General features: G+C 65.2%; 26 protein-coding genes and 1 tRNA gene. 13 read left to right on the forward strand and 14 right to left on the reverse strand.

Annotated elements, in window-relative coordinates; translation table 11 throughout:
- The first annotated feature begins 48 nt into the window (after positions 1–48).
- On the forward strand, positions 49–486 hold the full coding sequence (gene trxC, locus DWA33_RS19475; RefSeq protein ID WP_114360215.1) for a thioredoxin TrxC: 438 nt from the start codon (positions 49–51) through the stop codon (positions 484–486).
- On the opposite strand, the gene DWA33_RS19480 is transcribed toward trxC, so the two are convergent.
- Positions 487–972: an Lrp/AsnC family transcriptional regulator gene (locus tag DWA33_RS19480; RefSeq protein ID WP_114360179.1), complete on the reverse strand. Its 486-nt coding sequence runs from the start codon at positions 970–972 to the stop codon at positions 487–489. It lies immediately after the preceding gene.
- Positions 973–1081: 109 nt separating this feature from the next.
- Here DWA33_RS19480 and megL point away from each other — a divergent pair, with 109 nt between their 5' ends.
- Together megL and DWA33_RS19490 are read left to right on the forward strand one after the other, a co-directional pair.
- Positions 1082–2266, forward strand: coding sequence for a methionine gamma-lyase (gene megL, locus DWA33_RS19485; RefSeq protein ID WP_114360180.1), 1185 nt, complete (start codon positions 1082–1084; stop codon positions 2264–2266).
- 226 nt (positions 2267–2492) lie between these two features.
- Positions 2493–5030, forward strand: coding sequence for a sensor domain-containing protein (locus DWA33_RS19490; RefSeq protein WP_114360181.1), 2538 nt, complete (start codon positions 2493–2495; stop codon positions 5028–5030).
- A gap of 167 nt (positions 5031–5197) precedes the next feature.
- Here the strand turns inward: DWA33_RS19490 and DWA33_RS19495 are convergent, their stop codons facing one another.
- The 4 genes from DWA33_RS19495 to DWA33_RS19510 form a co-directional block, all read right to left on the reverse strand.
- Positions 5198–5788 (reverse strand): PIN domain-containing protein, encoded by a 591-nt coding sequence (locus tag DWA33_RS19495; RefSeq protein WP_114360182.1) that lies wholly within the window; start codon positions 5786–5788, stop codon positions 5198–5200.
- A gap of 2 nt (positions 5789–5790) precedes the next feature.
- Positions 5791–6249 carry a helix-turn-helix domain-containing protein gene (locus DWA33_RS19500; RefSeq protein WP_114360216.1) on the reverse strand — a complete coding sequence of 153 codons (459 nt, stop codon included), beginning with the start codon at positions 6247–6249 and terminating at the stop codon, positions 5791–5793.
- A gap of 360 nt (positions 6250–6609) precedes the next feature.
- Positions 6610–6684 (reverse strand) — tRNA-Glu (locus tag DWA33_RS19505).
- A gap of 235 nt (positions 6685–6919) precedes the next feature.
- Entirely contained in the window at positions 6920–7255 is a 336-nt protein-coding gene (locus DWA33_RS19510) for a hypothetical protein (RefSeq protein ID WP_114360183.1), read from the reverse strand.
- A gap of 38 nt (positions 7256–7293) precedes the next feature.
- On the opposite strand from DWA33_RS19510, the gene DWA33_RS19515 reads away from it, so the two are divergent.
- Both DWA33_RS19515 and rpoH read left to right on the forward strand, forming a co-directional pair.
- Positions 7294–8298 carry an RluA family pseudouridine synthase gene (locus DWA33_RS19515; protein WP_181902435.1) on the forward strand — a complete coding sequence of 335 codons (1005 nt, stop codon included), beginning with the start codon at positions 7294–7296 and terminating at the stop codon, positions 8296–8298.
- 219 nt (positions 8299–8517) lie between these two features.
- Positions 8518–9417: an RNA polymerase sigma factor RpoH gene (rpoH, locus tag DWA33_RS19520; RefSeq protein WP_114360184.1), complete on the forward strand. Its 900-nt coding sequence runs from the start codon at positions 8518–8520 to the stop codon at positions 9415–9417.
- 135 nt (positions 9418–9552) lie between these two features.
- Here the strand turns inward: rpoH and DWA33_RS19525 are convergent, their stop codons facing one another.
- Both DWA33_RS19525 and DWA33_RS19530 read right to left on the reverse strand, forming a co-directional pair.
- Entirely contained in the window at positions 9553–9915 is a 363-nt protein-coding gene (locus DWA33_RS19525; RefSeq protein WP_114360218.1) for a hypothetical protein, read from the reverse strand.
- Between the two features lie 150 nt (positions 9916–10065).
- Positions 10066–10962 carry an MBL fold metallo-hydrolase gene (locus DWA33_RS19530; protein ID WP_114360185.1) on the reverse strand — a complete coding sequence of 299 codons (897 nt, stop codon included), beginning with the start codon at positions 10960–10962 and terminating at the stop codon, positions 10066–10068.
- Positions 10963–11102: 140 nt separating this feature from the next.
- Between DWA33_RS19530 and DWA33_RS19535 the strand changes: the two genes are divergently transcribed.
- Positions 11103–11906, forward strand: coding sequence for a sulfite exporter TauE/SafE family protein (locus tag DWA33_RS19535; protein WP_114360186.1), 804 nt, complete (start codon positions 11103–11105; stop codon positions 11904–11906).
- Positions 11907–12183: 277 nt separating this feature from the next.
- On the opposite strand, the gene bla is transcribed toward DWA33_RS19535, so the two are convergent.
- From bla to DWA33_RS19550, 3 genes are all read right to left on the reverse strand, one after another.
- Entirely contained in the window at positions 12184–13047 is an 864-nt protein-coding gene (bla, locus tag DWA33_RS19540) for a class A beta-lactamase (protein ID WP_430707906.1), read from the reverse strand.
- A 113-nt stretch (positions 13048–13160) separates the two neighbouring features.
- Positions 13161–14774, reverse strand: a complete 1614-nt coding sequence (locus DWA33_RS19545; RefSeq protein WP_114360220.1) for a phosphoenolpyruvate carboxykinase — start codon at positions 14772–14774, stop codon at positions 13161–13163.
- A 192-nt stretch (positions 14775–14966) separates the two neighbouring features.
- On the reverse strand, positions 14967–15701 hold the full coding sequence (locus DWA33_RS19550) for a HugZ family pyridoxamine 5'-phosphate oxidase (protein WP_114360187.1): 735 nt from the start codon (positions 15699–15701) through the stop codon (positions 14967–14969).
- Between the two features lie 233 nt (positions 15702–15934).
- Here DWA33_RS19550 and DWA33_RS19555 point away from each other — a divergent pair, with 233 nt between their 5' ends.
- The 5 genes from DWA33_RS19555 to DWA33_RS19575 all read left to right on the forward strand — a co-directional run bounded on the left by DWA33_RS19555 (position 15935) and on the right by DWA33_RS19575 (position 19926).
- The gene (locus tag DWA33_RS19555; RefSeq protein WP_011155926.1) at positions 15935–16636 is read left to right on the forward strand and encodes a response regulator transcription factor; all 702 of its coding nucleotides are present in this window, start codon (positions 15935–15937) and stop codon (positions 16634–16636) included.
- A gap of 105 nt (positions 16637–16741) precedes the next feature.
- Positions 16742–18544 (forward strand): sensor histidine kinase, encoded by a 1803-nt coding sequence (locus DWA33_RS19560; RefSeq protein ID WP_114360188.1) that lies wholly within the window; start codon positions 16742–16744, stop codon positions 18542–18544.
- A complete protein-coding gene (locus DWA33_RS19565) occupies positions 18541–19008 on the forward strand; it encodes an HPr kinase/phosphorylase (protein ID WP_114360189.1) in 468 nt (155 codons plus the stop codon). The genes DWA33_RS19560 and DWA33_RS19565 overlap by 4 nt, the downstream gene beginning before the upstream one ends.
- 187 nt (positions 19009–19195) lie before the next feature.
- Positions 19196–19597, forward strand: coding sequence for a PTS sugar transporter subunit IIA (locus DWA33_RS19570; RefSeq protein WP_114360190.1), 402 nt, complete (start codon positions 19196–19198; stop codon positions 19595–19597).
- Positions 19594–19926: an HPr family phosphocarrier protein gene (locus DWA33_RS19575; protein WP_114360191.1), complete on the forward strand. Its 333-nt coding sequence runs from the start codon at positions 19594–19596 to the stop codon at positions 19924–19926. The genes DWA33_RS19570 and DWA33_RS19575 overlap by 4 nt, the downstream gene beginning before the upstream one ends.
- Positions 19927–19965: 39 nt before the next feature.
- On the opposite strand, the gene DWA33_RS19580 is transcribed toward DWA33_RS19575, so the two are convergent.
- Positions 19966–21504: a glycosyltransferase family 39 protein gene (locus DWA33_RS19580; RefSeq protein WP_114360192.1), complete on the reverse strand. Its 1539-nt coding sequence runs from the start codon at positions 21502–21504 to the stop codon at positions 19966–19968.
- Positions 21505–21647: 143 nt separating this feature from the next.
- On the opposite strand from DWA33_RS19580, the gene lepA reads away from it, so the two are divergent.
- The gene (gene lepA, locus DWA33_RS19585) at positions 21648–23459 is read left to right on the forward strand and encodes a translation elongation factor 4 (protein ID WP_114360193.1); all 1812 of its coding nucleotides are present in this window, start codon (positions 21648–21650) and stop codon (positions 23457–23459) included.
- A 6-nt stretch (positions 23460–23465) separates the two neighbouring features.
- On the opposite strand, the gene DWA33_RS19590 is transcribed toward lepA, so the two are convergent.
- Genes DWA33_RS19590 through DWA33_RS19600 form a run of 3 tightly spaced genes read right to left on the reverse strand, consistent with a single transcriptional unit; the run spans position 23466 to position 25877 of the window.
- Positions 23466–24287: a hypothetical protein gene (locus DWA33_RS19590; RefSeq protein WP_012494086.1), complete on the reverse strand. Its 822-nt coding sequence runs from the start codon at positions 24285–24287 to the stop codon at positions 23466–23468.
- A 4-nt stretch (positions 24288–24291) separates the two neighbouring features.
- A complete protein-coding gene (locus DWA33_RS19595; RefSeq protein WP_011155918.1) occupies positions 24292–24708 on the reverse strand; it encodes a very short patch repair endonuclease in 417 nt (138 codons plus the stop codon).
- Entirely contained in the window at positions 24705–25877 is a 1173-nt protein-coding gene (locus DWA33_RS19600) for a DNA cytosine methyltransferase (RefSeq protein ID WP_114360194.1), read from the reverse strand. The genes DWA33_RS19595 and DWA33_RS19600 overlap by 4 nt, the downstream gene beginning before the upstream one ends.
- Positions 25878–26097: 220 nt before the next feature.
- On the opposite strand from DWA33_RS19600, the gene DWA33_RS19605 reads away from it, so the two are divergent.
- Positions 26098–26949 (forward strand): alpha/beta fold hydrolase, encoded by an 852-nt coding sequence (locus DWA33_RS19605; protein ID WP_114360195.1) that lies wholly within the window; start codon positions 26098–26100, stop codon positions 26947–26949.
- Positions 26950–26995: the final 46 nt, after the last annotated feature.

The following is a 26995-nucleotide window of genomic DNA, read 5'->3' on the forward strand; positions in this document are numbered from 1 at the left end:
GCAATGACGCAGACGACCACTACATCTGTCGGCGAGGAGGCTCCGATCATGTCCGACCATCTTGTGGTGTGTACGCATTGCGGCGGCGTCAACCGGCTGCCGGAGCAACGTCCGGCGCAGGACGGCAAATGCGGCAAGTGCGGAAGCAAGCTGTTCGAAGGCCATCCGGCCGATGTCGGCGGCGAGCTGTTCGACAAGCAGGTCGCGCGCAGCAGCGTGCCGGTGCTGGTCGACGTCTGGGCGCCGTGGTGCGGCCCGTGCCGGGCGATGGCGCCGGCCTACGAGCAGGCGGCGCGCGAGCTGGAGCCGGCGGTCCGGCTGATCAAGCTCAACTCCGACGCCAATCAGCAGATCGCCGCCCGGCTCGGCATCCAGGGCATCCCGACCATGATCCTGTTCGAGCGCGGCCGCGAGCGCGCCCGCACCTCCGGCGCGATGCCGGCGCAGCAGATCGTGCGCTGGGTGCGGCAGCATTTGCCGGCGTGATCAGACCGCCGGCAGCGGCAGCGGGCCGCTGAGCTTGTAGCTGCGCATCGCGAACGAGGTGCGGATGTCGCGCACCGTCGGCAGCGCCAACAGGCCGCGCAGCACGGTCGCCTCGTAGCTGGCGATGTCCGGCACCACCACTTCGAGCAGGAAATCGCTGTCGCCCGACACCAGATGGCAGGCGATCACCTCCGGCATGGTCTGCACCGCGGCGATGAAGCTTTCGGCATTGTCGCGGGAATGCCGCTCGACCCGGATGAACGCGAACGCCGTCACCGCCAGCCCGACCGCGGCACGGTCGACCAGCGCGCGGTAGCTCGCCAGCACGCCCGCCTGCTCCAAGAGCTTGACCCGCCGCGAGCACGGCGATGGCGACAGCCCGACCTTCTCGGCCAGCACGATGTTGGGAATCCGGGCGTCCGCCTGCAGCTCGGCGAGGATCTTGAGGTCGATCGCGTCCAAAGCAATCTTGGCAGGATTGGTCATATGCTGCGCAGCAATGTAGCGAAGATTGCCAAATCGTAGCTTCAACATAGCATGATTGGCAAGTTCGGCATCGCGATTCGAGCCATACTGGCCACGAAGGAGCCCCGCCATGACCGAATCTGCCCGCTTGCCCGGCTTTGCCACCACCGCGATCCACCACGGCTACGACCCGCTGGCGCATCACGGCGCGCTGAACCCGCCGCTGTTCCTGACCTCGACTTACGCGTTCGCCAGCGCCGCCGAAGGCGCGGCGCGGTTTGCCGGCGAGGCCGAGGGCTTCATCTACAGCCGGGTCGGCAACCCGACCGTGGCGGTGCTGGAAAGCCGGCTCGCGGCGCTGGAGGGCGGCGAGGCCGCGCTCGCCACGTCGTCTGGCGTCGGCGCCCTGACGGCGCTGATCTGGACGCTGCTGCAGGCCGGCGACCATATCGTCGCCGACCAGATGCTGTATGGCTGCACCTTCGGGCTGTTCGAGCATCACCTGCCGCGGTTCGGCATCCAGGTCACGTTCGCGGACCTGACCGAGCCCGCCAACCTGCAGGCCGCGCTCGCGCCCAACACCAGGCTGGTGTTCACCGAGACCCCGACCAATCCGAACATGCGGCTGGTCGATATCGCGGCCTGCGCGGAGATCTGCCGGCGCGCCGGCATCCGCCTGGTCGTCGACAACACCTATTGCACGCCGTATCTGCAACGCCCGCTCGATCTCGGCGCCGATCTGGTCACCCATTCGGCGACCAAATATCTCGGCGGCCACGGCGATCTGCTGGCCGGCGCGGTGGTGGGGCCAAAGGAGATCATCGATCAGCTCCGCTTTGTCGGCGTCAAGGAGCTGAACGGCGCCTGCATCTCGGCGTTCGACGCCTTCCTGATCCTGCGCGGCCTGAAGACGCTGAACCTGCGGATGGACCGCCACAGCGTCACCGCCGCAAAGCTCGCGCACGACCTGGAAGCGCATCCCGCCGTCGCCGCGGTGTACTACCCCGGCCTCGACAGCCATCCGCAGCGCAAGCTGGCACAGCAGCAGATGCGCGCCATGGGCGGCATGATCGCGCTGGAACTCAAAGGCGGCTTAGCAGCAGGGCGCGGCTTCATGGATCGGGTGAAGCTGGCGACCCGCGCGGTCAGTCTCGGCGACGCCGAGACACTGATCCAGCACCCCGCCAGCATGACGCATGCGACCTACGATCCGGCCGAACGCGCCCGGCATGGATTTACCGATGGACTGATCCGGATCTCGGTGGGGCTGGAGGACTACGAGGATCTGAAGGAGGATTTGTTAGGGGCGTTGTGAACGACGCGCCCCCGGGTTCACTGACCTCCGCGCTTCTCGGGACGAGCCGAAACGCCGAAGATGCGCCTCCGCGATGACCATGGCGGCGCCTCACCAGGTCGCGGGAGGCTTCACGCAAATTATACCACGATAGCGAACACTCTGATCTCGTTGAAACTTCCGCTCTGACGGCGCGCCGCCTCATGCTACGACCGTATCATGGTGAGGTTCGCCTTGGGTGGGAAAAATGGCCGTTCGGGGAGTGTCACTACGGCGGTCATACCCACGAGAACCGCGGGGATGGCATCAGGAGTGGTCGCTGCGTCGCGCGCTGCGGATGGCACGCATCGCCTACTGGGAATCGTACAGCGTCGCCGCGACCGACTTCTGGATGTCGCCCGAATTCGCCTCCCTTTACGACTCTCAAACTTCGGAAGAGTCCGCTCCGATCACTACGACGCGTGAACGCGACCCCGCCGAACGCCGCGATGTTTTGCAGGCGCATTACGCTGCGTGCTGGAGCGAAGGCCGCCCGTTTGCGGTGGAAACGAAGCTCCTCAAGCCTGACGGCACTCTGCTCGATTGCGTCGTGCACGGCGAACCGGAGTTCGATGCGAACGGGCAAGTGCAACGGGTGTTCGGCATCGTCCGCGACGCAACCCCGGAGACGTCTGCGCTCCGGCAGTTAGCCGAGAGCGAACAGCGTTTGGCGGATTTCGTCAGCACCGCCTCGGACTGGTGCTGGGAATCCGGCCCCGACCACCGGCTGCTTCCTTATCCGAAATCACTCGATGGCAACGCCGCGCTGCAAACCGTCGCGTCCGGCCGGAGGGCGCGATGGGAGCTGTCTTACGCGCCCGAAGAAGAAGCCGCCATGGCCCTGCACCGGGCCGACATGGAAGCCCATCGCCCGTTCCGCGACTTCGTCTACACCTCGATCGGGGATGACGGCTCGCGGATCAGTATCAGCACCAGCGGCAAGCCGATCTTTGCCGACGACGGGACATTCCTCGGCTATCGCGGCACGGCGAGCGACATCACCCAGCTCGAAGTCGCGCGCAGCCTGCTCGATCAGCGCACGCGCGCTCTGGAACAGGCTCACCGGCTCGGCAGGATCGGGACCTGGCACTACCGACTGGACACCGGCCGAACCGTCTGGTCGCCCGAACTCTATCAGCTTCTCGGCTTGGAGCCTGGCGCGTTCGAGCCGACCTATGAAGGCACGACGGCTTACTTTCTCGACGACGATGCCGCCCGTCTTCTGAAGCTGCAGGCGCGCGTCCTGCGCACCAGCGAGACCGAGGCCACCGACATCCGGATTCGGCACCGCGATGGCGCGCCGCGCGATCTGGCGATCATCTGCAAGGCCGAGATCGCGAACGGAAAGATCATCGGCCTGATCGGCACCGCGCAGGACGTCACCGATCGCAAAGAGGCCGAGCGCCGGCTCGAGCAGCTCGCCTATACCGATCCTCTGACCGGACTTGCCAATCGCGCGCTGTTCAAGCGCAGGCTCGCCGATCTGTTCGACGAGGCGGCTTCCGAAGGCGGCTTCAACACGCTGTATCTGATCGACCTCGACCGCTTCAAGGAGGTCAATGATTCGCTCGGCCACTCCACCGGCGACGCCTTGCTGATTCACGTCGCGGGCGTGTTGCGCCGGGAGCTGGATCCGCGCGCCTTCATCGCCCGGATCGGTGGCGACGAATTTGCGGTGCTGACCAACACTCCGTCTCACTCGGCCGAAGCGCCGACCGCTCTGGCGGATCGGTTGATCGCGAAACTGTCGGTGCCGGTCGAGCTCGCCGAAGGCGAGGCCTGCATCGGCGCCACGATCGGCATCGCCCTCTTGCCGGAGCATGGCGCAACCGCCGAGAAGGCCTCGCGCAACGCCGACCTTGCGCTCTACATGGCCAAAGAAGCCGGACGCGGCCGGGCGCAATTGTTCGAGCCGATCTATGCCGAGGCGGTCGATCAGCGGCTCGACCTCGGCCGGCGTCTGCGCCACGCCGTCGAGAGCGGCGGCCTCGAGACGCACTACCAGCCGCAGATCGATCTGAAGACCGGCCGGGTCATCGGTTTCGAAGCGCTGCTGCGGTGGAGCCACCCCGAACGCGGACCGATTTCGCCGGCGGAGTTCATTCCGATCGCGGAAACCACCGGCCTGATCGTCGAGCTCGGCCATTGGGTGCTGCGCGATGCCTGCAAGCAGATGCGGAGCTGGCTCGACGCCGGATTGCCGGCCAGGACCATTTCGGTGAACGTGTCGCCGGCGCAGATCTGGAACGGCGATTTCGAAAGCGTCGTGGCCGCGGTGCTGGCCGAAACCGGCCTGCCGCCGGAGCTGCTCTGCCTGGAGCTGACCGAGAACCTGTTCGTCGATCATACCAAGCAGAAGGTCAGCACGACGCTGACGGCGCTGTCGAAGCTGGGCATCGGGCTCGCGCTCGACGATTTCGGCTCCGGCTATTCGTCGCTCGGCTATCTGACGCGTCTCCCGTTCAACTGCCTGAAGATCGACCGCAGCTTCGTCGACGGCATCGCCACCGTGCCCGAAAAGCGCAAACTGCTCGGCGGCATCATCGCGCTGTCGCACGGCCTCGGCATGAGCGTCGTCGCCGAAGGCGCCGAACTGACCGCCGAGGTCGACCTGCTCACCGCCTTCGACTGCGATTTCGTTCAGGGCTACGTGTTTTCACGGCCGGTCGGGGCGGATCAGGCAGTGGTGGTGGCGGCGGAGATCGAACGGGGGCGGGGGACGGGTGAAGGCGAAGAGCCGCGCTGAATCACGGCTTGTTCGTCGGATGAATAGGATGAGCTGCCATCGTTTGGTCCGCGGCTTCGCAGGGCACGGATTTTCCCGACGGTCTGATCCGGCTCTCGGTAGTCCGGAGGACCATGATGATCTGAAAGGGGATTTGCTCGGGCCTGTGAATGACCTCAAGGGCCAAGCTAGAGTGATTGCACGTGAGCCCTCAGGACGTCGACGGTTTCCGTTAGTCCCTCCGCCTCCATGTCGAGCAGAAGAATTTGCGGTGTCTTTTCAGGCCTTTTCAACCTGAGGCGCATGTTACGAATGACGGCGACTGCCCTCCCTAGATCGAGGGAGATGGTATCTGCGATGAATGCGTCAGTTGATCGAGCTTCGATATTGAGCGGAGTGAGAATTGTCTCGGGGAAATCCTTGAGATTGTCAGTAACGATCGTTGCGGCTTGTGTCTTGAGAGCTGCTGCCAACACATGGGCATCATTTGCATCGGGCAAACTTATGCACGCGGAAAGGAAGTCGTCGTAGTCATCGACGGAGGCGTCTTCGAACGCCTCCTCCATAAATCCTCGAGCCCGTGCAGCGCGGTCCACAGCATCAGTTACGCCCTTGTTTAGGAGGATTTTCTGAATCGCCTGTTCTGTCTCGGTGAGAACCCGAGACGACCAGCGGAGGCGGAAGAATTCGCCCTCCGCCAATGTCAGTAAGAGATTGCGCTTAAGCGCTCCAGCGAGCGAGCATGCGTCGATAAATGCGGTGTAGCGGTTGGCAAACAAAGCTACAGGTTCTCGCCGTCGAGCTCGGCTAGACCGCTGAGGGCATTCCCTCGCTTTTTATCGCGCTGTTCTTTGTACGCAAAAAGGCGGTCGGCCTTAATGCGTCGGTGCCGTCCAACCAGCGAATGCTCGATCTCTCCCTTTTCGAGAAGTGAAATGAGGAAAGGACGGGAGACATTTAGGATGTCGGCGGCCTGTTGTGTCGTCAGCATCTGACTTACGGGGACGAGCGTCACTGCATCGCCACGCCCGACATGGCGCAGCAGCTCCATCAGCAGGCTCGATAGCGCCGGGCTAAGTGTGATCTCCGTCGGTAGTTTTGTCTCTTCGTCCAGCACTCTTAGCTTCGTGTCCTCGGCCGCATGCGTCGCCAAGATTCTGCGCAAGTGGTTCGCGGCCGCCTTTTCGCTAGCGGATGGCAAACGCCCGCCAAGCCCCTCCGAAAATGCCGGTAATGTCATCGTTGGCTTCTCCCCTTGCACAAGTTCATTCTATGCAATAATCGCAATAATCGCAATAAACGAAACAACCGAAAGAGCGCTCGGTTCCAGATGGAGCGGGTGGTCTAAAGCTTCCGCTCGAATGAGTTGAGGCGAGTAGTGCCGCGGCACCTGTCACCTACCGCGCGGGCAACCTTGGAGAGGGTCTATTCACGATTGCACCCGTCGACGTACACGCAGCGCTCCACGTCGCGCTGCTGCAAGTAAGCGTGTTGGCTCAGCTCGTTAACGCATCGGAGACGATCGACAAAGACGGCTGCAGCCACCGTGAAATCGGCCCCGCGCCCCAAAAAAACCTATACAAATCAAGGCCTTCGGAGATGGCGCTCCCTAGGGGAATCGAACCCCTGTTTCAGCCTTGAGAGGGCCGCGTCCTAACCGCTAGACGAAGGGAGCGTGAGGGCCGAACCAATAGCCGCGAAACCGCGCCGCCGCAAGATCGGGGGCGGGCAATTTCTGGCGTCATGCCCGGCCTTGTGCCGGGCATCCACGTCTTTGGGCCGTGCGGGTGGGCGTGGATGGCCGGGTCAAGCCCGGCCATGACGACGTTGGTGGGGCAGGACATCGATCTAAAGGCAACGCGCTCGTCTTCAAGACGGCCGACGGGACCGAACGAACGACGCCCCGCCGCCTACGGCTCGCTGGCAAACGTCAGGCGGCCGGTCGGTTTCAGGGTCTTGGCGTCGAAGGTGCGCAGTTCGGTGGCGCCGCCGATGTCGAGGGTGACGACCACATAGTCGCCGGCCGAGGCGGTCGAGACCACGCGGGCGCCCTTCGGCAGCCGCAGGGTGTGCTCGGCGGCGGCCGGCGCGCTTCCCTCGGCGCGGAAAAGCTTATAGCCGATGGCGATCAACACCGCGGCCACCGCCAGCGTGGTGGTCAGGCCCGCGATCAGCATCATCCGCCGCACCCGCGCAAACAGCGCGGCCTGCTCGGGGGTGGGTTCGGGCGTGGCGGTGTCGGTCATGCAGGGCTCTTGGCAAGGCGTTTTGGGAAGGCTCGAAATTGAACGATTCGGCGCAGACTCTGGTGGAAGTGACGGTCGCCGGCGACGAGGGCTCGGCGCGGCTCGACCGCGTGCTGGCGGCGCGCTGCCCCGAGCTGTCGCGGTCGCGGCTGAAAGCGCTGATCCTCGACGGCCGGGTGGCGATCGCCGGCAACCCGGTCCGCGACCCCGCTTATCACGCCTCCCCGGGCGAGACGATCACAATCGACGTGCCGCCGCCGGCGCCGGCCGAGCCGGCCGGCGAGGCGATCGGGCTCGACATCGCCCATGAGGACGCCGACATCATCGTGCTGAACAAGCCGCGCGGGCTGGTGGTGCACCCGGCCGCGGGGCACGAGACCGGCACGCTGGTCAACGCCCTGATCGCGCATTGCGGCGCGTCGCTGTCCGGGATCGGCGGGGTGCGGCGGCCGGGGATCGTGCACCGGCTCGACAAGGACACCACCGGGCTGATGGTGGTGGCAAAGAATGATCGGGCGCATCAATCCTTGAGCGCGCAATTCGCCGACCACGGCCGCACCGGGGAACTGCGCCGCGGCTATTTCGCCTTCGTCTGGGGGGTGCCGGGCCGCACCTACGGCACCATCGACGCGCCGATCGACCGCCATCCGCACGCCCGCGAGAAAATGGCGGTGCGTCAGGGCGGCCGCGAGGCGATCACCCATTGGGAGGTGCTGGAAAGCTTCTCCGGCAAGGACGGCAAGCCGGTCGCGGCGCTGATCGCCTGCCAGCTCGAGACCGGGCGGACGCACCAGATCCGGGTCCACCTCGCCCATATCGGCCATCCGCTGCTCGGCGACGACGTCTATGGGCCGCACTTCAAGACCAAGGCGAATCAGCTCGCCCCGGCGGCGCGTGCCGCGCTGGCGGAGCTCGGGCGGCAGGCGCTGCACGCCTATCTGCTGACGCTGGAGCACCCGTCGAGCGGCGAAGTGATGAGCTGGGAATCACCGCTGCCGGCCGACCTGAGCCGGCTGAAGGCCGCTCTGGCGGCGGCGGAATGACGCAGTTTGGTCAGAAAACGTAAATCATTTCACCGGGTTGTTGCGGCGTAACAACGACGTGACAAGACCGTAACTAAACTTGCGCGACCAACGTATTGTATATTGCGGATGCGTTGGATGAGCCAACGCGGAACATCGCAGGCCGGTCGGCTTTGACACAGCGGCCCGTCTGCCTGGCCGCCCGCTGTCGGGGGCCTGAAACCAATTGGAGGGCGCTGAATGGCCCGTGCTGCTACGCTCCCGGTTCTCAACGGAGAATCCGGCCTTGCTCGTTACCTTGCGGAAATCCGCAAGTTTCCGATGCTCGAGCCCGAGCAAGAGTACATGCTCGCCAAGCGCTGGCGCGAACACGGTGATCGCGACGCCGCGCATCAACTCGTCACCAGCCACCTTCGTCTCGTCGCCAAGATCGCGATGGGCTACCGCGGCTATGGCCTGCCGATTTCCGAAGTCGTTTCGGAAGGCAATGTCGGCCTGATGCAGGCGGTGAAGCGGTTCGAGCCCGAGAAGGGCTTCCGCCTCGCCACCTACGCGATGTGGTGGATCAAGGCGTCGATTCAAGAGTACATCCTGCGTTCGTGGTCGCTCGTGAAGATGGGCACCACCGCGAACCAGAAGAAGCTGTTCTTCAACCTGCGCAAGGCGAAGAGCAAGATCTCGGCGCTCGACGAGGGCGATCTGCATCCCGATCAGGTCAAGCTGATCGCCAGCCGGCTCGGCGTCACCGAGCAGGACGTCGTCGACATGAACCGCCGGCTCGGCGGCGACGCCTCGCTCAACGCGCCGATCCGCGACGACGGCGAGCCGGGCGAATGGCAGGACTGGCTGGTCGATCAGTCGCCGAGCCAGGAAGCGGTGATGGCCGAGCACGAGGAGCTCGACCAGCGCCGGGCCGCGCTGAACGGCGCGATCCAGGTGCTGAACCCGCGCGAGCGGCGGATCTTCGAGGCGCGCCGCCTCGCCGACGAGCCGATGACGCTGGAAGACCTCGCGTCCGAATTCGGCGTGTCGCGCGAGCGCGTCCGCCAGATCGAGGTGCGGGCGTTCGAGAAGGTGCAGAGCGCCGTCAAGGGCACCATCGCCCGCCAGGAGCAGGCGGCGCTGGAAGCCGCGCACTGAGCGCGGCGCGCCGGCTTGGCCGGGCGACGCGGTCTTTCGCCGACGCCAGGATTTCACCAACGACAAAACCCCGCCGGCTTCGGCGGGGTTTTTGTTTGCGATGTGGTGCGGCGGGCGAGCCGGAAGGCGGGCGGCTCAGCTGCGCTTGGCGGTACCGGTGAGGAGGCTGACCTGACTGGTGACCGGATCGGTGACCGCGGTGCGGATCGAAGCGCTGCCGTTGCTGCCGAGGGTGAACTTGGTGTCGCCGATCCGGAACGAATTGTCCTTGATCAGCACGCTCTGGTACTTGATCGTGCCTTCGCTCTGATACTTCACCTGGGCGCGGAAGCCGTCGACGTTCGACACCGTGATGGCGAACTTCTTGGTGTTCGAATAGGTGCCGCTCCAGGTGCCCTGATAGGCTTCCGGATCGACGTTCTTGTACGGCGTTCGCGACGGATTGAGCAGCGCCGCCTGGCTGTAGCCGGCGGCGATCGCGCTGAGAATGTCGCCCATCGTGCCCTCCATGCCATCGGGATTTCGACGGCTGCCACTCCACACCGTTCGGGTTAATGCGGCGTTAAGGATTGCGCGGTCGCCGTTGCACCCGGAGCATCAGCGCCGGGGCACGCGGCACGCCGGGCCGCAGCGCCACGGAGGCCGGCGTCAGCCGACCGCGGCTTCGGCGCCGGCACGCGGCCGGACCGGCAGCAGCAGATAGTGCACGCCGTTGTGCTGCGCCTTCGGGAACCGGCCGGCCCGGATGTTGACCTGGATCGACGGCAGCAGCAGCGTCGGCGCCTTCAGGGTGGCGTCGCGCTCGGTGCGCATCGCCACGAATTCGTCCTCGGTCACGCCGCCGCGCAGATGCACATTGCCGTCGCGCTCGGCCTGCACCGTGGTCTCCCAGGCGTAAGTGTCGCGGCCGGGCGCCTTGTAGTCGTGGCACATGAACAGCCGGGTCGGCGGCGGCAGCGCCAGCAGTTTCTGAATCGAGCGATACAGCTGGTGGGCGTCGCCGCCCGGGAAGTCGGCGCGGGCGGTGCCATAGTCCGGCATGAACAGCGTATCGCCGACGAACACCGCATCGGCGATCTTGTAGGCGATGTCGGCCGGCGTGTGCCCGGGCGTGTGCATCACCTCGACCGTCAGGCCGCCGATCGTGAACCGCTCGCCGTCCTTGAACAGGTGGTCGAAATCGCTGCCGTCGGTGGCGAGATCGTCGGCGTTGAACAGCGGACGGAAGATCTTCTGCACGTCCTTGATGTGCTCGCCGATGCCGATCCGTGCCCCGGTCTTGCCCTTGATATACGGCGCCCCGGACAGATGATCGGCATGTGCATGAGTCTCCAGCACCCAATCGATCGTCAACCCGCCGTCGCGCGCCGCGGCCAGGATGGTCTCGACCGAGCCGACGTCGACCGACCCATCGCGATGGTCGTAGTCGAGCACCGGATCGATGACCGCGGCACGGCCACTCGCCGGATCAGAAACCAGATAGCTGACGGTGTTCGTGGTCTCGTCGAAGAACGCCCGGATCGACGGCTGGATTGCACCTGTCATGATCACAGTCCTGTCGTTGGGAGAATGAGCATTGCGCGCAGGTGAGATTTATTAGCATATTCGCATTCTTCAAGATCAGATCTGGAGAATTCCATGCTCCGCACGGCAAGTTCGACGGTTTCGGCGCAGGAGCCTGCGCGGTGACGGGACTGCTGACGTCCGGCGATCTCGTCACCGTCGGCTCCGGCGCCCTGGTCGGGTTCATCCTGGCGCTGATCGGCGGCGGCGGTTCGGTGCTGGCGGTTCCGCTGCTGGTCTACGTCGTCGGGGTACGCTCGCCGCACATGGCGATCGGCACCTCGTCGATCGCGGTGGCGATCAGTGCGCTCGCCAACATGCTGTCGCATTGGGCCGCCGGCAATGTGCGCTGGGCCTGCGCGGTGGTGTTCTCGGCATCGGGAATCGGCGGCGCATTCGCCGGCGCCACCATCGCCAAACAGATCGACGGCCAGAAGCTGCTGATCCTGTTCGGGCTGCTGATGATCGTGATCGGCGCGCTGATGTCGCGCAGGCGGAGCGGCGGCGGCGATCCGATGGTGAGGCTGACGCGGGACACCGCCAGGACGATGCTGCCGCGGCTGATCGGGATCGGCTTCGGCGTCGGACTGCTCGCCGGCTTCTTCGGCATCGGCGGCGGCTTCCTGATCGTGCCGGGCCTGATCCTCGCCACCGGGATGCCGCTGACCTCGGCGATCGGCACCTCGCTGGTCGCCGTGGTGGCGTTCGGCGCCTCGACCGCGACCAGCTACGCACTGTCCGGACTGATCGACTGGCGGCTCGCCGGCGCCTTCATCGGCGGCGGCCTCCTCGGCGGCCTGGTCGGCATCGGCACCGGCAAACTGATCGGCGGCCACGACAAAGTGCTGCGCAGCGTGTTCTCCGCGGTGGTGATCGCAGTCGGACTCTACGTCTGCTATCGCGGCGCGATGTACTTCCTGGGATAGCGTACGAGAGACGGCACCTTTCAAACGCACCGCGTCCTCGTTCCGAGAGGCTGACCGAGAATGCGGGCAACAAAATTGGGGTCTTTTGTAAGTCCTTCAATTGACGATGAGTTCGTCATGGCCGGGCTTGTCCCGGCCATCCACGTCTTTCTTGCGGCGTTCGCTGTAAGACGTGGATGCCCGGCACAAGGCCGGGCATGACGGGTTGAAACGAAAACGCTCGATTTTTCAGTGGCAGCATATCGGGCCAGGCATTGAGGAGGCCGGCAACGCTGCTCTATCTGCCGAACGCCCGCACGACTTCGGCGCCCACCGCAGCGATGATCTTGTTCTGCTGATCGCGCGCCACCGTCGCGCCGGTGAGATACACGGTCACGATCAGCGGTGGACGCTGCGGCGGCCACAGCACGGCGACGTCGTTGGCGGTGGCGTGGTCACCGGTGCCGGTCTTGTCGCCGACGGCCCAGCCCGCTGGCACACCGGCGCGCAGGCGGGTACCGCCGGTGGTGTTGGCCTTCAGCCAGGCGATCAGTTGCGCACGCGACGTCGCCGACAGTGCGTCGCCCAGCGTGAGCGCGCGCAGGTCCTGCGCCATCGCGCGCGGCGAGGTGGTGTCGCGCGGATCGCCGGGCAGCGCTTCGTTGAGTTCGGTTTCGATGCGGTCGAGCCGCGTGGTCTCGTCGCCGAGTGATCGCGCGAACGCGGTGAGCCCGACCGGCCCGCCGAAGCTCGCCAGCAACAGATTGCCGGCGGTGTTGTCGCTCAGCGTGATCGCCGCCTCGCACAGTTCGGCGATCGTCATGCCGTCTTCGACGTGCTTCTCGGTCGCCGGTGAGTAAGTGACGAGGTCCGACGCGGCATAGCGCACCCGGCGATCGAGGCTTTCCTGCCCGCGGTCGACGCGCGCCAGCACCAGCCCGGCGGCGAGCGCCTTGAAGGTGCTGCACATCGGAAACCGCTCGTCGAGACGATGGCCGGTCATACGACCGTTCGCAGTGTCGAGCACGCCGACGCCGAGCCGGCCGCCGCTGCCGGCTTCCAGGTCAGCGAGCTTTGCGGCGAATTGTTCGTCGGTGGCGTGGGCGCTGTGCGGCCTGCCGAGCAGGCCAGCACCGAGCGCGCCGGCGACCGCGGCGATCATCCGGCGTCGATCGATCATCATGCGTCTTTCCTGTGTGGTGGACGCATCCGAGCAAACGAAAAGGGCGACCTCGCGGCCGCCCTCACGCAATTCAGAAGTAACGAGCCGGCTGCTTATTCGGCGGCCATCTTGACGTCCGGCGCGGCGGCGCGGACTTCGGCGTCGACCTGCGCTTCGAACTTGGCGAAGTTCTTCTGGAACATGCCGACCAGCTTGCGCGCGGTGGTGTCGAACGCCGCCTTGTCGGCCCAGGTCTTCACCGGGTCGAGGATTTCGCTCGGCACGCCCGGCAGCGCGGTCGGCACCGCGAAGCCGAAATACGGATCGGTGCGGAACTCGACGTTGCGCAAGGAGCCGTCGAGCGCTGCGGTCAGCAGCGCGCGAGTCACCTTGATCGGCATGCGGTGGCCGGTGCCGTAGATGCCGCCGGTCCAGCCGGTGTTGACCAGCCAGCAGTCGACATTGTGCTTGGCGATCAGCTCGCGCAGCATGTTGCCGTACACCGACGGATCGCGCGGCAGGAACGGCGAGCCGAAGCAGGTCGAGAATTCCGGGGTCGGCTCGGTGACGCCGCGCTCGGTGCCGGCCACCTTGGCGGTGTAGCCCGACAGGAAGTGATACATCGCCTGCGCCGGCGTCAGCTTGGCGATCGGCGGCATCACGCCGAACGCGTCGGCGGCGAGCATCACCACGTTCTTCGGCTGGCCGGCACGGCCGGTCAGCGACGCATTCGGGATCGACTCGAGCGGATAGGCCGAGCGGGTGTTCTCGGTCTTGGAGCCGTCGTCGAAGTCCGGCTTGCGATCGACTTCGCCGAGCACGACGTTCTCGAGCACCGCGCCGAAGCGGGTCGAGGCGGCGTAGATTTCCGGCTCGTTCTCGGCCGACAGCTTGATGCACTTGGCGTAGCAGCCGCCTTCGAAGTTGAAGACGCCGTCCTTGCCCCAGCCGTGCTCGTCGTCACCGATCAGGGTGCGGTTCGGATCGGCCGACAGCGTGGTCTTGCCGGTGCCCGACAGGCCGAAGAAGATCGCGGTGTCGCCGTTCGGGCCGACATTGGCCGAGCAGTGCATCGGCAGCACGCCCTTCTCGGGCAGGTAGTAGTTCAGCGTGGTGAACACGCTCTTCTTCATCTCGCCGGCGTATTGGGTGCCGCCGATCAGCACGATCTTACGGGCGAAGTCGATCGCGACGACGTTTTCGGAGCGGCAGCCGTGGCGCTTGGGATCGGCGCGGAAGCTCGGCAAATCGATCAGCGTCAGCTCGGGAACGAAGTTCTCCAGCTCGGCGCGCTCGGGACGGCGCAGCAGCGTGCGGATGAACAGCGAATGCCAGGCGAGCTCGGTGTAAACGCGGGTCTTGATGCGGAAGGTCGGATCGGCGCCGCCGTACAGGTCCTGCGCGAACAGGGTCATGCCTTCGGCGTGCTTGAGAAAGTCCTGGTACAGAGTCTCGAACTGCTCGGCAGTGATCGACTGATTACCACCCCACCACATGGTGTCTTCGGTGGTGGCGTCGCGGACCGTGAACTTGTCCTTCGGGCTGCGGCCGGTGAACACGCCGGTGTCCGCGACCAGCGCGCCGTCCGACGACAACACCGCTTCGCCGTTCTTCAGCGCGTGCTCGTAGAGCTGGGGCGCGCCGAAGTTCCAGTACACGCCTGTGAGATTTTTGAGGCCAAATTTGTCGGCGCCGTAAGCACCGTTATGCACGCCCGTCTCTTGCACGAATAGATCCTCCTGAGGAATCCGCGTTGTCTCGATCGCGCGATTGCCGCCAACGCGCATCACCGGCCACGGTAGAACGTCAGTATATACCTGCCGGGTCCGGTGGGGCGACTGAATAGTGGCGAACGAGGGCTTTGCCAACCCGGCGGGCATTATTTCGTTTACCGCGCAGCGACATTGCGCTGGCTCAAGTCATTCCGTTTTGCGGGCTATGTCAGCCATGCGTTTCAGCATGTCCCGCAATGCAACAGGAGTTTCGACCCGGGACGTAAAATCGAGCCGCAGCGTCGCGCGGTCGCATTGCAGATCCAGTCCTTCCGGGTCGATGCCGATGCAACGCCAGTCGGCTTCGGCTGCGCCGAGTAACTGAGTGGCGTACAACTTCATCGTATCCGAATGGTCCGCATTGATGTGTTCGACCGCCGAAGCCTCGACCTCGAGCAGAGCCCCGGCACCGGTGAGATCGGTCAAGTAACGGTCGGGCGAAAGGTCCAGGATCCGGCCGAACCCGGCCACCAGATGCAACCCCGATGTCTCGATCTTGAACAGCGAGAAATCGGCGAAGTCGATGTAGCCCTCCGCCGCCGGATGCGCCGCAAGATACCGCCGGCGCCACAGCGGCTGTTCGTCAGGGCGCGCCGGCACGGCCCGGCCCAGCAGCATGATGCGCGCGCCCTCGAGCGGGTCGCCGACGGCCCGCTCGTCCAGCATCAGCGAGACCCGCGGGTCGGCCAGCAGGTTGCGGGTGTGGATCGCCAGCCGCGAGATCAGCAGCAGCGGCGAGCCGTCGGGATGGCTGGCGAGATTGACCAGTGAGCAATACGGGGCACCGTCGTCTTGCATCAGCGTCGCCAGCGCGCCCTCGCGGCGGCGGCGCAGCAGCGATTTGGCCAGCTTGGGGGCGCTGAAATCGGGGGTCGGCTGCATCGGAGACCTGTCGATTGGAGTTCAGTTCCTGCCAATGATTGGCAGCTCGGGCCCTTTGCAGCCCGAAAAGGCGGCATATATCAGGGCCGGCTCGGCCCGATCGCGCGAATTCGGAACCGGCCACATTTCAGCCCAGCTTGCATTGCTGGTTGACTGTGCTTTCTGGGCCACCTCACACCGCGGATCGCCGAATCGTTTCGCTGTCTCGCCACGCCGTTTCGGAAAGAAGCTTCATGCCTACAATCGCTTTGGTCGACGACGACCGCAACATCCTGACCTCGGTGTCGATCGCGCTGGAAGCCGAGGGCTACCGGATCATGACCTATACCGATGGCGCCTCGGCGCTCGACGGCTTCCGCACCACGCCGCCCGACCTCGCGATCCTGGATATCAAGATGCCGCGGATGGACGGCATGGAGACGCTGCGGCGGCTGCGGCAAAAATCCGATCTGCCGGTGATCTTCCTGACCTCGAAGGACGAGGAGATCGACGAGCTGTTCGGCCTGAAGATGGGCGCCGACGACTTCATCCGCAAACCGTTCTCGCAGCGTCTGCTGGTCGAACGCGTCAAGGCGGTGTTGCGGCGTTCGGCGCCGAAAGACCCGGCGGCAGCTCCGAAGGAGAACGATGCCAAGGCGCTCGACCGCGGTCCGCTGCGGATGGACCCCGAGCGGCATACCTGCACCTGGAAGAACGAACCAGTGACGCTGACCGTCACCGAGTTTTTGATCCTGCAGGCGCTGGCGACCCGGCCCGGCGTGGTGAAAAGCCGCAACGCGCTGATGGACGCCGCCTATGACGACCAGGTCTATGTCGACGACCGCACCATCGACAGCCACATCAAGCGGCTGCGCAAGAAGTTCAAGGCGGTCGACGACGAGTTCGAGATGATCGAGACGCTGTACGGCGTCGGCTATCGCTTCAAGGAAATCTGAACGGGGCACCTTGCCGCCGGCGCTGCGGCTGACGAGGGCGCCGCAGTGCGCTACACTCCGCGATGCGCGCCGCGCGCGTGTCGGCAACCATCGGGCTGATGGCCATTGCTAGATCGCACCTCGCCTGATCCAGACGTCGGTGACACCGCGGACAAATCCGCGGTGCGCGACGAGACTCCGGTGCACGGCCGCCGGTGGCCGCGTCCGTTCGATTGGGTGCGTCGCACCGGCCAGTTCTTCTTCACGCTCAGCTTCTCGAGCCTGACGCGGCGGATTTTGTCGCTGAACCTCGCCGGGTTGCTGGCGCTCTCGACCAGCATTCTGTACCTGTCGCAGTTCCGCGCCGGGCTGATCGACGCCCGCGCCCAGAGCCTGCTGGTGCAGGCCGAGATCATCGCCGGCGCGATCGCGGCGTCGGCAACGGTCGAAACCAACACCATCACCATCGATCCCGACCGTCTGCTCGATCTCAAGCCCGGCGAGAGCTATGGCCCGCCGGACGAATACGCCCTGCTGGATTTTCCGATCAATCCGGAGCGCGTCGCGCCGGTGCTGCGGCGGTTGATCTCGCCGACCAAGACCCGCGCGCGGATTTATGATCGCGACGGCGTGCTGATCCTCGACAGCCGCAGCCTGTACGGGCGCGGCGACGTGCTGCGGTTCGACCTGCCGCCGCCGGCGGCGGAGAAGCCCGGCATCGTCGAACGGGCGATGATCGCGATCCGCACCTGGCTCAACCGCGGCGACCTGCCGCTGTATCGCGAACTCGGCCCGGAGAACGGCAACGGCTATCAGGAAGTCGCGCAGTCGCTCAAAGGCCAGAAGAGCAGCATGGTGCGCATCAACGATCGCGGCGAAGTGATCGTGTCGGTGTCGGTGCCGGTGCAGCGCTTCCGGGCGATCTACGGTTCGCTGATGCTGTCGACACAGGGCGACGACATCGACCAGATGGTCACCGCCGAGCGACTGGCGATCCTGAAAGTGTTCGGCGTCGCCGCGGTGGTGATGTTCGTGCTGTCGGTGCTGCTGGCCTCGACCATCGCCGGCCCGGTGCGACGGCTCGCCGACGCCGCCGAGCGGGTCCGCCGCCGCATCCGCGCCCGCGTCGAGATTCCCGACTTCACCAAGCGCCGCGACGAGATCGGACACCTGTCCGGCGCACTGCGCGAGATGACCGATTCGCTGTACAATCGGATCGAGGCGATCGAACGCTTCGCCGCCGACGTGTCGCACGAATTGAAGAACCCGCTGACGTCGCTCCGCTCGGCAGTCGAGACGCTGCCGCTGGCCAAGACCGACAGCAGCCGGGCCCGCCTGCTCAGCGTGATCGAGCACGACGTCAAACGGCTCGACCGGCTGATTTCGGACATTTCCGACGCCAGCCGGCTCGACGCCGAATTGCAGCGCCAGGACGCCGCGCAGGTCGATCTGCGCCGGTTGCTGACGACGCTGACGCTGGTGGCCAACGAAACCCGACTGGGCAACAACGCGCCGGTCGAAGTCAAATTCGAAGGTCCGGCCACCGATCAGTTCTCGGTGCCCGGCCACGATTCCCGGCTCGGCCAGGTGATCTCCAATCTGCTGTCGAACGCGCAATCGTTCTCGTGCGAAGGCGGTAAGGTTCGTATCGTCTGCCGCCGCCGCAAGGCCGACATCGAGATCGTCGTGGAGGACGAGGGCCCCGGCATTCGCGAAGACGCGCTGGAGAAGATCTTCGAGCGGTTCTACACCGACCGACCGCACCAAGGCTTCGGCCAGAATTCGGGTCTCGGCCTGTCGATCTCCAAGCAGATCGTCGAAGCCCATGGCGGCAAGATCTGGGCCGAGAACCGCGTCGGCCCGCGCGGCGAGGACAGCGAGCCGACCATCGGCGGCGCCCGCTTCATCGTCCGGCTGCCGGCGACATGACCGACGCTCCCCCGCGCACCGTCCACGCCTCCGCCGTCAAGGTCGGGGACCTGGCGGTGGTGATTCGCGGCCCCTCCGGCTGCGGCAAGTCGCGACTGGCCTGGGCGCTGATCTGCGCCGGCCGCGCCGGCCAGATCCCGCCGGTGGAACTTATCGGCGACGATCGGGTCTTTATGGAACCCGAGCGGGGGCGGCTGACGATCCGGCAGGTGCCGGAGCTTGCCGGCATGATCGAAATCCGCGGACTGGGGCTGCGGCGGACGGCATCGACAGCCGAAGCCGTCGCTGGCCTGGTAGTCGATCTGGACGCTGCGGATGCGTCGCGCATGCCGGAGGCGGCGTCGTTGCGGACCGACATCGGCGGCGTCGTATTGCCGCGGGTTGCGGTCGGAGCCGGCTACGATCCGCTACCCCTGGTGGTGGCTGCGCTGACGACAACCGACGTCACCGACGAGGATGCTTAATTGGAGGTTTGCTCGCAGCGATTTGGTAACTATATCAGCCACACAATCGTCACTGAACGGCCCCGCCGCAGCTCCTCAGCGCCTCGCCTTTGACGGAGAATCGCGAAGACCCCCTTGCATAGGGGCTCTGGATGGTCAAAGTGACCGGTTCGCGCGGTGCACCAAAGGCACCCGCGAGGAGTTTCCGATGATTGGTCTGGTACTTGTGACCCACGGGCGCCTTGCCGACGAGTTCAAGGCAGCGCTGGAACACGTGATGGGGCCACAGCAACAAATCGAAGCCGTCACGATCGGCGCCGAGGACGACGCCGACCTGTGTCGCAGCGACATCATCGAGGCGGTGAACCGCGTCGACAGCGGCGAGGGCGTGGCCATCCTGACCGACATGTTCGGGGGCACGCCGTCCAATCTGGCGATTTCCTGCATGAGCCGGCCGAAAGTCGAAGTGCTCGCCGGCATCAATTTGCCCATGCTGGTGAAGCTCGCCAAGGTCCGCGAGGAACGTACGCTGCCCGAGGCGATCGCTCTGGCGCAGGAGGCCGGGCGCAAATACGTCACCATCGCCAGTCGGGTATTGGCCGGTAAATGACCATCGACGCGCCTCAGCCCGGTTCCGGACCGGACCAAGCCTCCGGCGCTTCCGGCGACAAGATCTCCCGTGAGATTCCCGTCATCAACAAGCGCGGTCTGCACGCGCGGGCTTCGGCCAAATTCGTGCAGATGGCCGAGCGCTTCAACGCCGAGGTCTGGGTCACCCGCAACGGCGAGACCGTGGGCGGTACCTCGATCATGGGCCTGATGATGCTGGCTGCCGGGATCGGCACCACCGTCATCGTCTCGGCCAGCGGCCCCGAAGCCCGCCAGGCGCTGGATGCGCTCACCGAACTGATGGGCTCGAAGTTCGGCGAAGAAGAATAGCCGCCGGCCGAAAGGTCGCCGGCCTGACCGGCACCTGTGCTATTTCGCAGCCGTCGCAGGCGGCAGCACCAGAAAGAATACGTCGCTCACCCGCCCGCCGGGCTGGCCGAACAGCGGCCGGCTGAGCCACACCTTACCGCGCAGGATCTGCGACTGGCCGGCGACGATCTGCTCGGCGGTCGCGAGGCAGCCCTTGTCCTCCGCCGGACACACCAGCACGGCGCCGCGCGCCGTGGCGCGCTGCTGCAGCGCCGCGAGGTCCGCAGTCTCGAACCCCAGCGTGTCAGTGCGCAGATAGAACGCGGTGTTCTCCGCCAGCACGGTTTCGCCGGCGACCAGCGGCACCGGCTGGTCGCTGTGCCGGCGCCATTCGCGGTCGACATGGTCGGCGAGCAGCGAGGCGTATTCGAACGGTCCCGGCGGATCGTTCAAATGGATCACCAGCGCCACCACCGGCGACAGCGCCAGTGAACCGAACGACACCGCGGACGCCACGATCAGCCCGCGCCGCACCGCCTCGCGCCCGACCGCGATCAGCGGCGAGGCCAGCAGCACGACCGGCAGCAGCGTGTAGGCCGGCATCGCCCACAGCGGCACGATGCGGATGCCGGTGACGAGCGCCACCGGCACCGCGGCGACGATCAGCAGCGCCTGCACGATCAGGATGGTGCGGCGCTGCGGATCGCCCGGCCAGGCGATGTCGGCCAGCGCCGCGCGCGACGGCCGCAGCAGCAGCGCCGCGACGATCAGCGCCACCGCCGCATAGCCGACGCAGCCGGCCAGATAGCCCAGCGTGTCGCGCAGATTGTCGGCGAAGCTCCCGGCCTCGTGGGCCTCGGCATAGGACAGCGTCGGGAAGTCGTGGACGTAGAGCCACCACAGATGCGGCGCCAGCACCAGCCCGCCACACAGGATCATCAGCCACGGCGCGGTTGATCCGAAGAACCGGCCGCGCCGCGGATCGAGCAGCGCCGCCAGCCCGAGCGCGACCACCAGCACGATCGACCAGTATTTCCCCAGCATCGAGGCGCCCGCGAACGCCCCCGCGAGCGCCGCCCACAGCGCCGCACGGCTTTCCAGCGCGCGCAGGAAACAATGGATGGTCAGCGCCCACAGCGGCAGCAGCACCGCATTGGCGTTGTATTTCAGCGCGATGAAATTGAAGAACGGGATCAGCGTCAGCAGCGCCAGGCCGAACAGCGACTTCTCGGCGTCCATGTAGCGCCGCATCGTCCGCCAGGCGATGTACAGCGTCAGCGCGATGTTGGCGGTGGCCAGCAGATGCACCGACAGGTCGGACGCCGGAACCAGCGTGAACCAGGCGCGCGCCACCCAGGCCGAGAACGGCGGGTGCTTGTCGGTGCCGAACGCCAGATGCCGCGACCAGGCGTACAGCTCGGTCTCGTCGGCGTGCAGATCGCGCGGCCAGGTGGCGATGATCCGGTACGCGGTCCACACCGCCATATAGGCGAGCAGCGTCCAGATGACGGTAAGCTCCTGCCGCTTGGGATCGAGCAGGGCATCGAGCCAGCGCGTCAGCGGGGCGAAGGGGCGGCGGGAAGTGGCGGGAGGAGACATCCGGGCCCTGGGCTGGAAGCGTTCGCGGCGGACATCATCCGCTTCCGCCGGCCGCGTCAAGCGCGGCAAAACCAGCGGTTTTTCGGGAGCTTGCGGCTTCCGTTCGCCTTGCCGGGCCACAGGCGCGATGCTATCTGGCCGCCATGACCACCGCTCCCATCGACAACATCCGCAACTTTTCCATCGTCGCCCACATCGACCATGGCAAGTCGACGCTCGCCGACCGGCTGATCCAGATCACCGGCGGCATGTCCGACCGTGAAATGGCCGGCAAGGAGCAGGTGCTCGATTCGATGGACATCGAGCGCGAGCGCGGCATCACCATCAAGGCGCAGACCGTGCGCCTGAAATACCACGCCAAGGACGGCAAGGACTACATCTTCAATCTGATGGACACGCCCGGCCACGTCGACTTCGCCTACGAGGTGTCGCGGTCGCTGGCGGCCTGCGAGGGCTCGCTGCTGGTGGTCGACGCCAGCCAGGGCGTCGAGGCGCAGACCCTCGCCAATGTCTATCACGCGCTCGACGCCGGCCACGAGATCGTGCCGGTGCTCAACAAGGTCGACCTGCCGGCCGCCGAGCCGGAGAAGATCAAGCAGCAGATCGAGGACGTGATCGGGCTGGACGCCTCCGACGCGGTGATGATTTCGGCCAAGACCGGCCTCGGCGTGCCCGACGTGCTGGAGGCGATCGTCACCCGCCTGCCGCCGCCGAAGGGCGACCGCGACGCGCAGCTCAAGGCGCTGCTGGTCGATAGCTGGTACGACGTCTATCTCGGCGTCGTGGTGCTGGTGCGGGTGGTCGACGGCGTGCTGAAGAAGGGCCAGCGCATCCGGATGATGGGCACCGGCGCCGCCTACGACGTCGAGCGGGTCGGCTTCTTCACCCCCAAGATGGTCAATGTCGACGAGCTCGGCCCCGGCGAGGTCGGCTTCATCACCGCCGCCATCAAGGAAGTCGCCGACACAAGGGTCGGCGACACCATCACCGACGACAAGAAGCCGATCACCGACATGCTGCCGGGCTTCAAGCCGGCGATTCCGGTGGTGTTCTGCGGCCTGTTCCCGGTCGATGCCGACGATTTCGAAACGCTACGCGCCGCGATGGGCAAGCTGCGGCTCAACGACGCCAGCTTCTCGTTCGAGATGGAGACCTCGGCGGCGCTCGGCTTCGGCTTCCGCTGCGGCTTCCTCGGCCTGCTGCATCTCGAGATCATCCAGGAACGGCTGTCCCGCGAGTTCGATCTCGACCTGATCGCAACCGCGCCGAGCGTGATCTACAAGATGAAGCTCACCGACGGCACCGAGATGGAGATCCACAATCCGGTCGACATGCCGGACGTGGTCAAGATCGCCGAAATCCAGGAGCCGTGGATCGAGGCGACCATCATGACGCCGGATGAATATCTCGGCAGCGTGCTGAAACTGTGCCAGGACCGCCGCGGCAATCAGAAGGAGCTGACCTACGTCGGCGCCCGCGCGATGGTGAAGTACGACCTGCCGCTCAACGAGGTGGTGTTCGACTTCTACGACCGGCTGAAGAGCGTATCGAAGGGCTACGCCTCGTTCGACTATCACCTCACCGACTACAAGCCGGCGGATCTCGTCAAGATGCAGATCCTCGTCAACGCCGAGCCGGTCGACGCGCTGTCGATGCTGGTGCATCGGACCCGCGCCGAAGGCCGCGGCCGCGCCATGGTCGAGAAGATGAAAGAACTTATCCCGCCGCACATGTTCCAGATCCCGATCCAGGCGGCGATCGGCGGCAAGGTGATCGCCCGCGAGACCGTCCGCGCCCTGCGCAAGGACGTCACCGCCAAATGCTACGGCGGCGACATCACCCGAAAGCGCAAACTTCTGGAGAAGCAGAAGGAGGGCAAGAAAAAGATGCGCCAGTTCGGCAAGGTCGACATCCCGCAGGAGGCGTTCATTGCGGCGCTGAAGGTGGATAGTTGAGGGACGTTACGTTTCGTCCTCGTCGTCCTCTGCCTCGGGCGCGGCCAATATTTCGGTTTCGCCCTCCGCCCATTTGAAGGCGGATTTGTTGCGTGCGTCGTACGCCTCGACGATCTTGTCGATCGCTTGCTCGAAGGTCATCAGCGCAGAAGGACGTCCGGTTCGTGGCGGCGCATCCATCACGTCGAAGAACCCGGTTGTTCCGAAGCACGGCGAGCCCGCATCATACAGACCGACGAGAATTCGCTCGAACAGCGTCGCATCGTCGACCGGTCTTTCGCGCCCCGCCCGGTAGCGAAAGATTTGGACGGCTTGGCCGAAACTTGACGGCGCACTTCCTCCGTCGTCGCAAGCGTCGAGCGGAATGAACACCACCGCGCACAGCACCGCATACGGCTGTCGCTCGTGGTAGTCCGCGGCTTCGGCTCGGAGCTCGTTGTCGACTCGTGTGTAATTCTTCGTATAGCGCTTCGTCTTGGCGTCGCGGAAGTTGATGGTCTTGATCGATACGCCGAGGCCGAGGCCCAATTCCACGGTGGAATAGTTTACGTCCAGCTTCTTCAAACCCTTTCCGGTTCGCGCCTTCGACTCTTGGCCGAATCCATCGACGTCGGGCAAAATACCGTCGAACGACTTTCGAAGCGCGTCGGCGAAGCGCTGTGACAGCGCACGCGAGAGGCCTTCGGCATAGTTCTTCTTGTCGGTCGCCGATCCTTTCTCGACGACGCTCCGGTCCCCGGCCCAATCGAGCTCGCGTCGGATCGAATTCTCCAAGAGGTTCGCCTGGTCCGTCGCGAATTTTCGCGCGATCTTCTTGTTCTTCGCCATGGAGCTATCGCAACCTTTGCAGCCGGCGGCGCACATTGGAGGGATTGCGAGTTTCGCACTCCCAGATCGTCAAAACCTTGAACCCCATCGCGCGCAGCAATCGCGCTTTGATTGTGTCTCGGTTCACATTAGCTGCGAACTTGGCGAGCCAAAAATCCCGATTCCGGGTCGGCGTCGTGGTGCGAGGACACCCTTCGTGACGATGCCAGAAGCACCCATGGACGAATATCGCCCATTGGTTGGTCTTGTTGGCGAAATCGGGCGACCCCGGCAAAGATTTGACGTTGCGGCGAAAACGCAAACCGGATTGACGGAGGATCGCTGCCACCTCGTCTTCGGCCTTGGTACCTGTCTGACGGACGCGCCGCATCAATGCGGAGCGGGCCGGGTCCGTGGGCTTTTCGAAGCCAGGAGACGTCATTCCGCCGCGACAAGCAAACGGCTCGGTTCGACGAACGAGTCGATTGCTCGCACATGCTCGAGATGCGCCCGAACCTTGTCCTTGAAGCCGGGCACGAACCGCAAACTGCTCTTTTCGATCCGCGACAGAAAGCCGGCCGTCGCGCGTACCGAGAGCAGATTTGGTTGGTGACGCAGGAAATCTTGCAGGCTTTCCCGCTTGGCCCATTTCGGAAACTCGGAAATCATCACCTCGCGCCGAACCTCGCCGTCGGATCGGGCCGCCTTCGGCCAGTTTCCCTTCACGACGGCAGCACCATCGCGCGCTGGATCGAATTGACCAGGTTTCACCAGACGCTTGCCTATCCAAGCGGCCACCGGAGTGCTCACGGCGTTTCCGACGAGCGACCACCGGAAAGATGCCCGCGTAACTTGCGCCGCCGGCTTCGTCCAATCCGCGGGCAAACCCTGTAGCCGCTCTGCATCACGAATATCGGGGGTGACGATCTCGCCATTCGTCAACAGAATCGCCGGCGGCGAGGGGATGCCAATCGTGGATCCATTCTTGAGGGTCGGTATGCAGTCCGGCCCCCACCCCAAGCCGCGCGTTCCCTCCGTCCAATAGAAGCCGTGGGCGTGGCTCCGTAGGTCGGTCTGCGGCTCCGCAGGTTCCGCGTCATCGACCAACAGCACATCGGCAGGGTCGCCTTCGAGGCTCGCCAAGAAGAACACGCGCGCGCGTCGATGCGGCAAAAAGCTCAGCGAGTTCACAACGCGATAAGCCCACCGATAACCGCGCTGTTCGAATTCCGAAACAAGGCGGGTCATGGCGCTGCCGGCGTCCAGCCGCAACATGAACGAGACGTTTTCCAGCAGCACCCATTTCGGCCGGCTGCGGTCGATCAGCCGGAAGACGTGACTGACCAAACCCGACTTTCGTCCCCTGATTCCAGCCGTCTTTCCAGCTTGGCTGAGATCCTGGCAAGGAAAGCCAGCGGTCATCAGGTCCACATCCGCAGGCAGCGACTTCAAACTTGCAACGTCGCCGACGTTGGGCACACCACCAAAGCGCCGTTCGAGCACGGCGCCCGCGGGGTCCCAAATTTCAGAGAATACGAGCGTGTCGTGCCCCGCTCGATGCAAACCGAGCTCAAGGCCTCCGACGCCGGCGAAAAGTCCCGCAACTTTCATGGTCCCCTCTCGACCAATGTTCCCTAATCGTTCGCGTTTGGCAAGCCACTTTGGGCGGCTCGGGGCAGGTCGACGATTCCGAGGGAACAGCGTGCTCGAGCCGCACGCGACGTAGGCGCCGAGCCCTTTCTCCAGACGGTCAGAATTGGCGCTCGCTCAAGGACAAAGATTCGAAGGGCTGCTATGTGGCGACGATTCGAGGCGCTGTGAGGTCGTTGAGATGGCGAAGCTGACTCAGTTTCTGATTTCTGGCGCTTGTGCACTGCTTATCACCGCAACCTCCGCCCTCGCCGATCCCATCGCACCGGCCGGCAAGGCGATCGGCCAGGACGGGGGCGGTCATACGATCTATCAGGTCGCCGCCAACGGCATCTCGATCGGCTACAAGCTGATCGGCCAGGGCGCGCCGATGGTGATGATCATGGGGCTCGGCGGCACCGCCGAGCATTGGCCGCCCCAGGTGGTCGAGGCGCTGTCGAAGACCCATCAGCTGATCCTGATGGACAATCGTGGCATGGGGCACACGACCGCCAACGACACCGCCTTCAGCTATCCGCTATTCGCCGCCGACGTGATCGGCCTGCTCGATGCGCTCGGCGTCAAGCGCAGCGATGTGCTCGGCTATTCGATGGGCAGTACGATTACCCAGGAACTGCTGCTGCAGTATCCGGGCCGTTTCAACAAGGCGCTGATCCACGCCACCTCGACCGACGGCAGCAACGTCGCCAAGGCGCTGCACGGAAGGGTGCCGGCCGACCCGATCGTGGCGCGGCAGGTCGAGGCGACTACGCATTGGAAGACCCCGCTGGATAAGCTGCCGGCGATTCCCAATCAGGTGATGCTGGTGGTCGGTACCGCCGACAACGTGGTCGGCACCGACAGTTCGAAGACGATCGCCTCCGCGATTCCCGGAGCGTGGCTGGTCCAGTTCAAGGGCGCAACGCACCATCTGATGTACGAGACTCCCGAAGGCTTCTCGGCCGCCGCGCTGACGTTCTTCGAGACCAACGAGACCGTGCCCCCGAAGATCGAGCCGAACGCCTCCGTCGCTCCGCCACCCGCGCAGCCATGAGGCAGGCTGAAGCGGGGCGATGTCGTCATAAGCTGTCGCACCCGGT

The sequence above is a fragment of the Rhodopseudomonas pentothenatexigens genome (assembly GCF_900218015.1).
Classification (GTDB): Bacteria; Pseudomonadota; Alphaproteobacteria; order Rhizobiales; family Xanthobacteraceae; genus Rhodopseudomonas; species Rhodopseudomonas pentothenatexigens.

What these genes read in the sequence shown, in the direction of transcription:
- DWA33_RS19570 (WP_114360190.1), top strand. Translation starts at nt 19,196, where the DNA reads ATGATTGGTCTGGTACTTGTGACCCACGGGCGCCTTGCCGACGAGTTC.
- megL (WP_114360180.1), top strand. Translation starts at nt 1,082, where the DNA reads ATGACCGAATCTGCCCGCTTGCCCGGCTTTGCCACCACCGCGATCCAC.
- bla (WP_430707906.1), bottom strand. Translation starts at nt 13,047, where the DNA reads ATGATCGCCGCGGTCGCCGGCGCGCTCGGTGCTGGCCTGCTCGGCAGG.
- DWA33_RS19595 (WP_011155918.1), bottom strand. Translation starts at nt 24,708, where the DNA reads ATGACGTCTCCTGGCTTCGAAAAGCCCACGGACCCGGCCCGCTCCGCA.
- DWA33_RS19575 (WP_114360191.1), top strand. Translation starts at nt 19,594, where the DNA reads ATGACCATCGACGCGCCTCAGCCCGGTTCCGGACCGGACCAAGCCTCC.
- DWA33_RS19550 (WP_114360187.1), bottom strand. Translation starts at nt 15,701, where the DNA reads ATGCAGCCGACCCCCGATTTCAGCGCCCCCAAGCTGGCCAAATCGCTG.
- rpoH (WP_114360184.1), top strand. Translation starts at nt 8,518, where the DNA reads ATGGCCCGTGCTGCTACGCTCCCGGTTCTCAACGGAGAATCCGGCCTT.
- DWA33_RS19580 (WP_114360192.1), bottom strand. Translation starts at nt 21,504, where the DNA reads ATGTCTCCTCCCGCCACTTCCCGCCGCCCCTTCGCCCCGCTGACGCGC.
- DWA33_RS19500 (WP_114360216.1), bottom strand. Translation starts at nt 6,249, where the DNA reads ATGACATTACCGGCATTTTCGGAGGGGCTTGGCGGGCGTTTGCCATCC.
- DWA33_RS19510 (WP_114360183.1), bottom strand. Translation starts at nt 7,255, where the DNA reads ATGACCGACACCGCCACGCCCGAACCCACCCCCGAGCAGGCCGCGCTG.
- DWA33_RS19480 (WP_114360179.1), bottom strand. Translation starts at nt 972, where the DNA reads ATGACCAATCCTGCCAAGATTGCTTTGGACGCGATCGACCTCAAGATC.
- DWA33_RS19590 (WP_012494086.1), bottom strand. Translation starts at nt 24,287, where the DNA reads ATGGCGAAGAACAAGAAGATCGCGCGAAAATTCGCGACGGACCAGGCG.
- DWA33_RS19565 (WP_114360189.1), top strand. Translation starts at nt 18,541, where the DNA reads ATGACCGACGCTCCCCCGCGCACCGTCCACGCCTCCGCCGTCAAGGTC.
- DWA33_RS19605 (WP_114360195.1), top strand. Translation starts at nt 26,098, where the DNA reads ATGGCGAAGCTGACTCAGTTTCTGATTTCTGGCGCTTGTGCACTGCTT.
- lepA (WP_114360193.1), top strand. Translation starts at nt 21,648, where the DNA reads ATGACCACCGCTCCCATCGACAACATCCGCAACTTTTCCATCGTCGCC.
- DWA33_RS19555 (WP_011155926.1), top strand. Translation starts at nt 15,935, where the DNA reads ATGCCTACAATCGCTTTGGTCGACGACGACCGCAACATCCTGACCTCG.
- DWA33_RS19600 (WP_114360194.1), bottom strand. Translation starts at nt 25,877, where the DNA reads ATGAAAGTTGCGGGACTTTTCGCCGGCGTCGGAGGCCTTGAGCTCGGT.
- DWA33_RS19530 (WP_114360185.1), bottom strand. Translation starts at nt 10,962, where the DNA reads ATGACAGGTGCAATCCAGCCGTCGATCCGGGCGTTCTTCGACGAGACC.
- DWA33_RS19490 (WP_114360181.1), top strand. Translation starts at nt 2,493, where the DNA reads ATGGCCGTTCGGGGAGTGTCACTACGGCGGTCATACCCACGAGAACCG.
- trxC (WP_114360215.1), top strand. Translation starts at nt 49, where the DNA reads ATGTCCGACCATCTTGTGGTGTGTACGCATTGCGGCGGCGTCAACCGG.
- DWA33_RS19525 (WP_114360218.1), bottom strand. Translation starts at nt 9,915, where the DNA reads ATGGGCGACATTCTCAGCGCGATCGCCGCCGGCTACAGCCAGGCGGCG.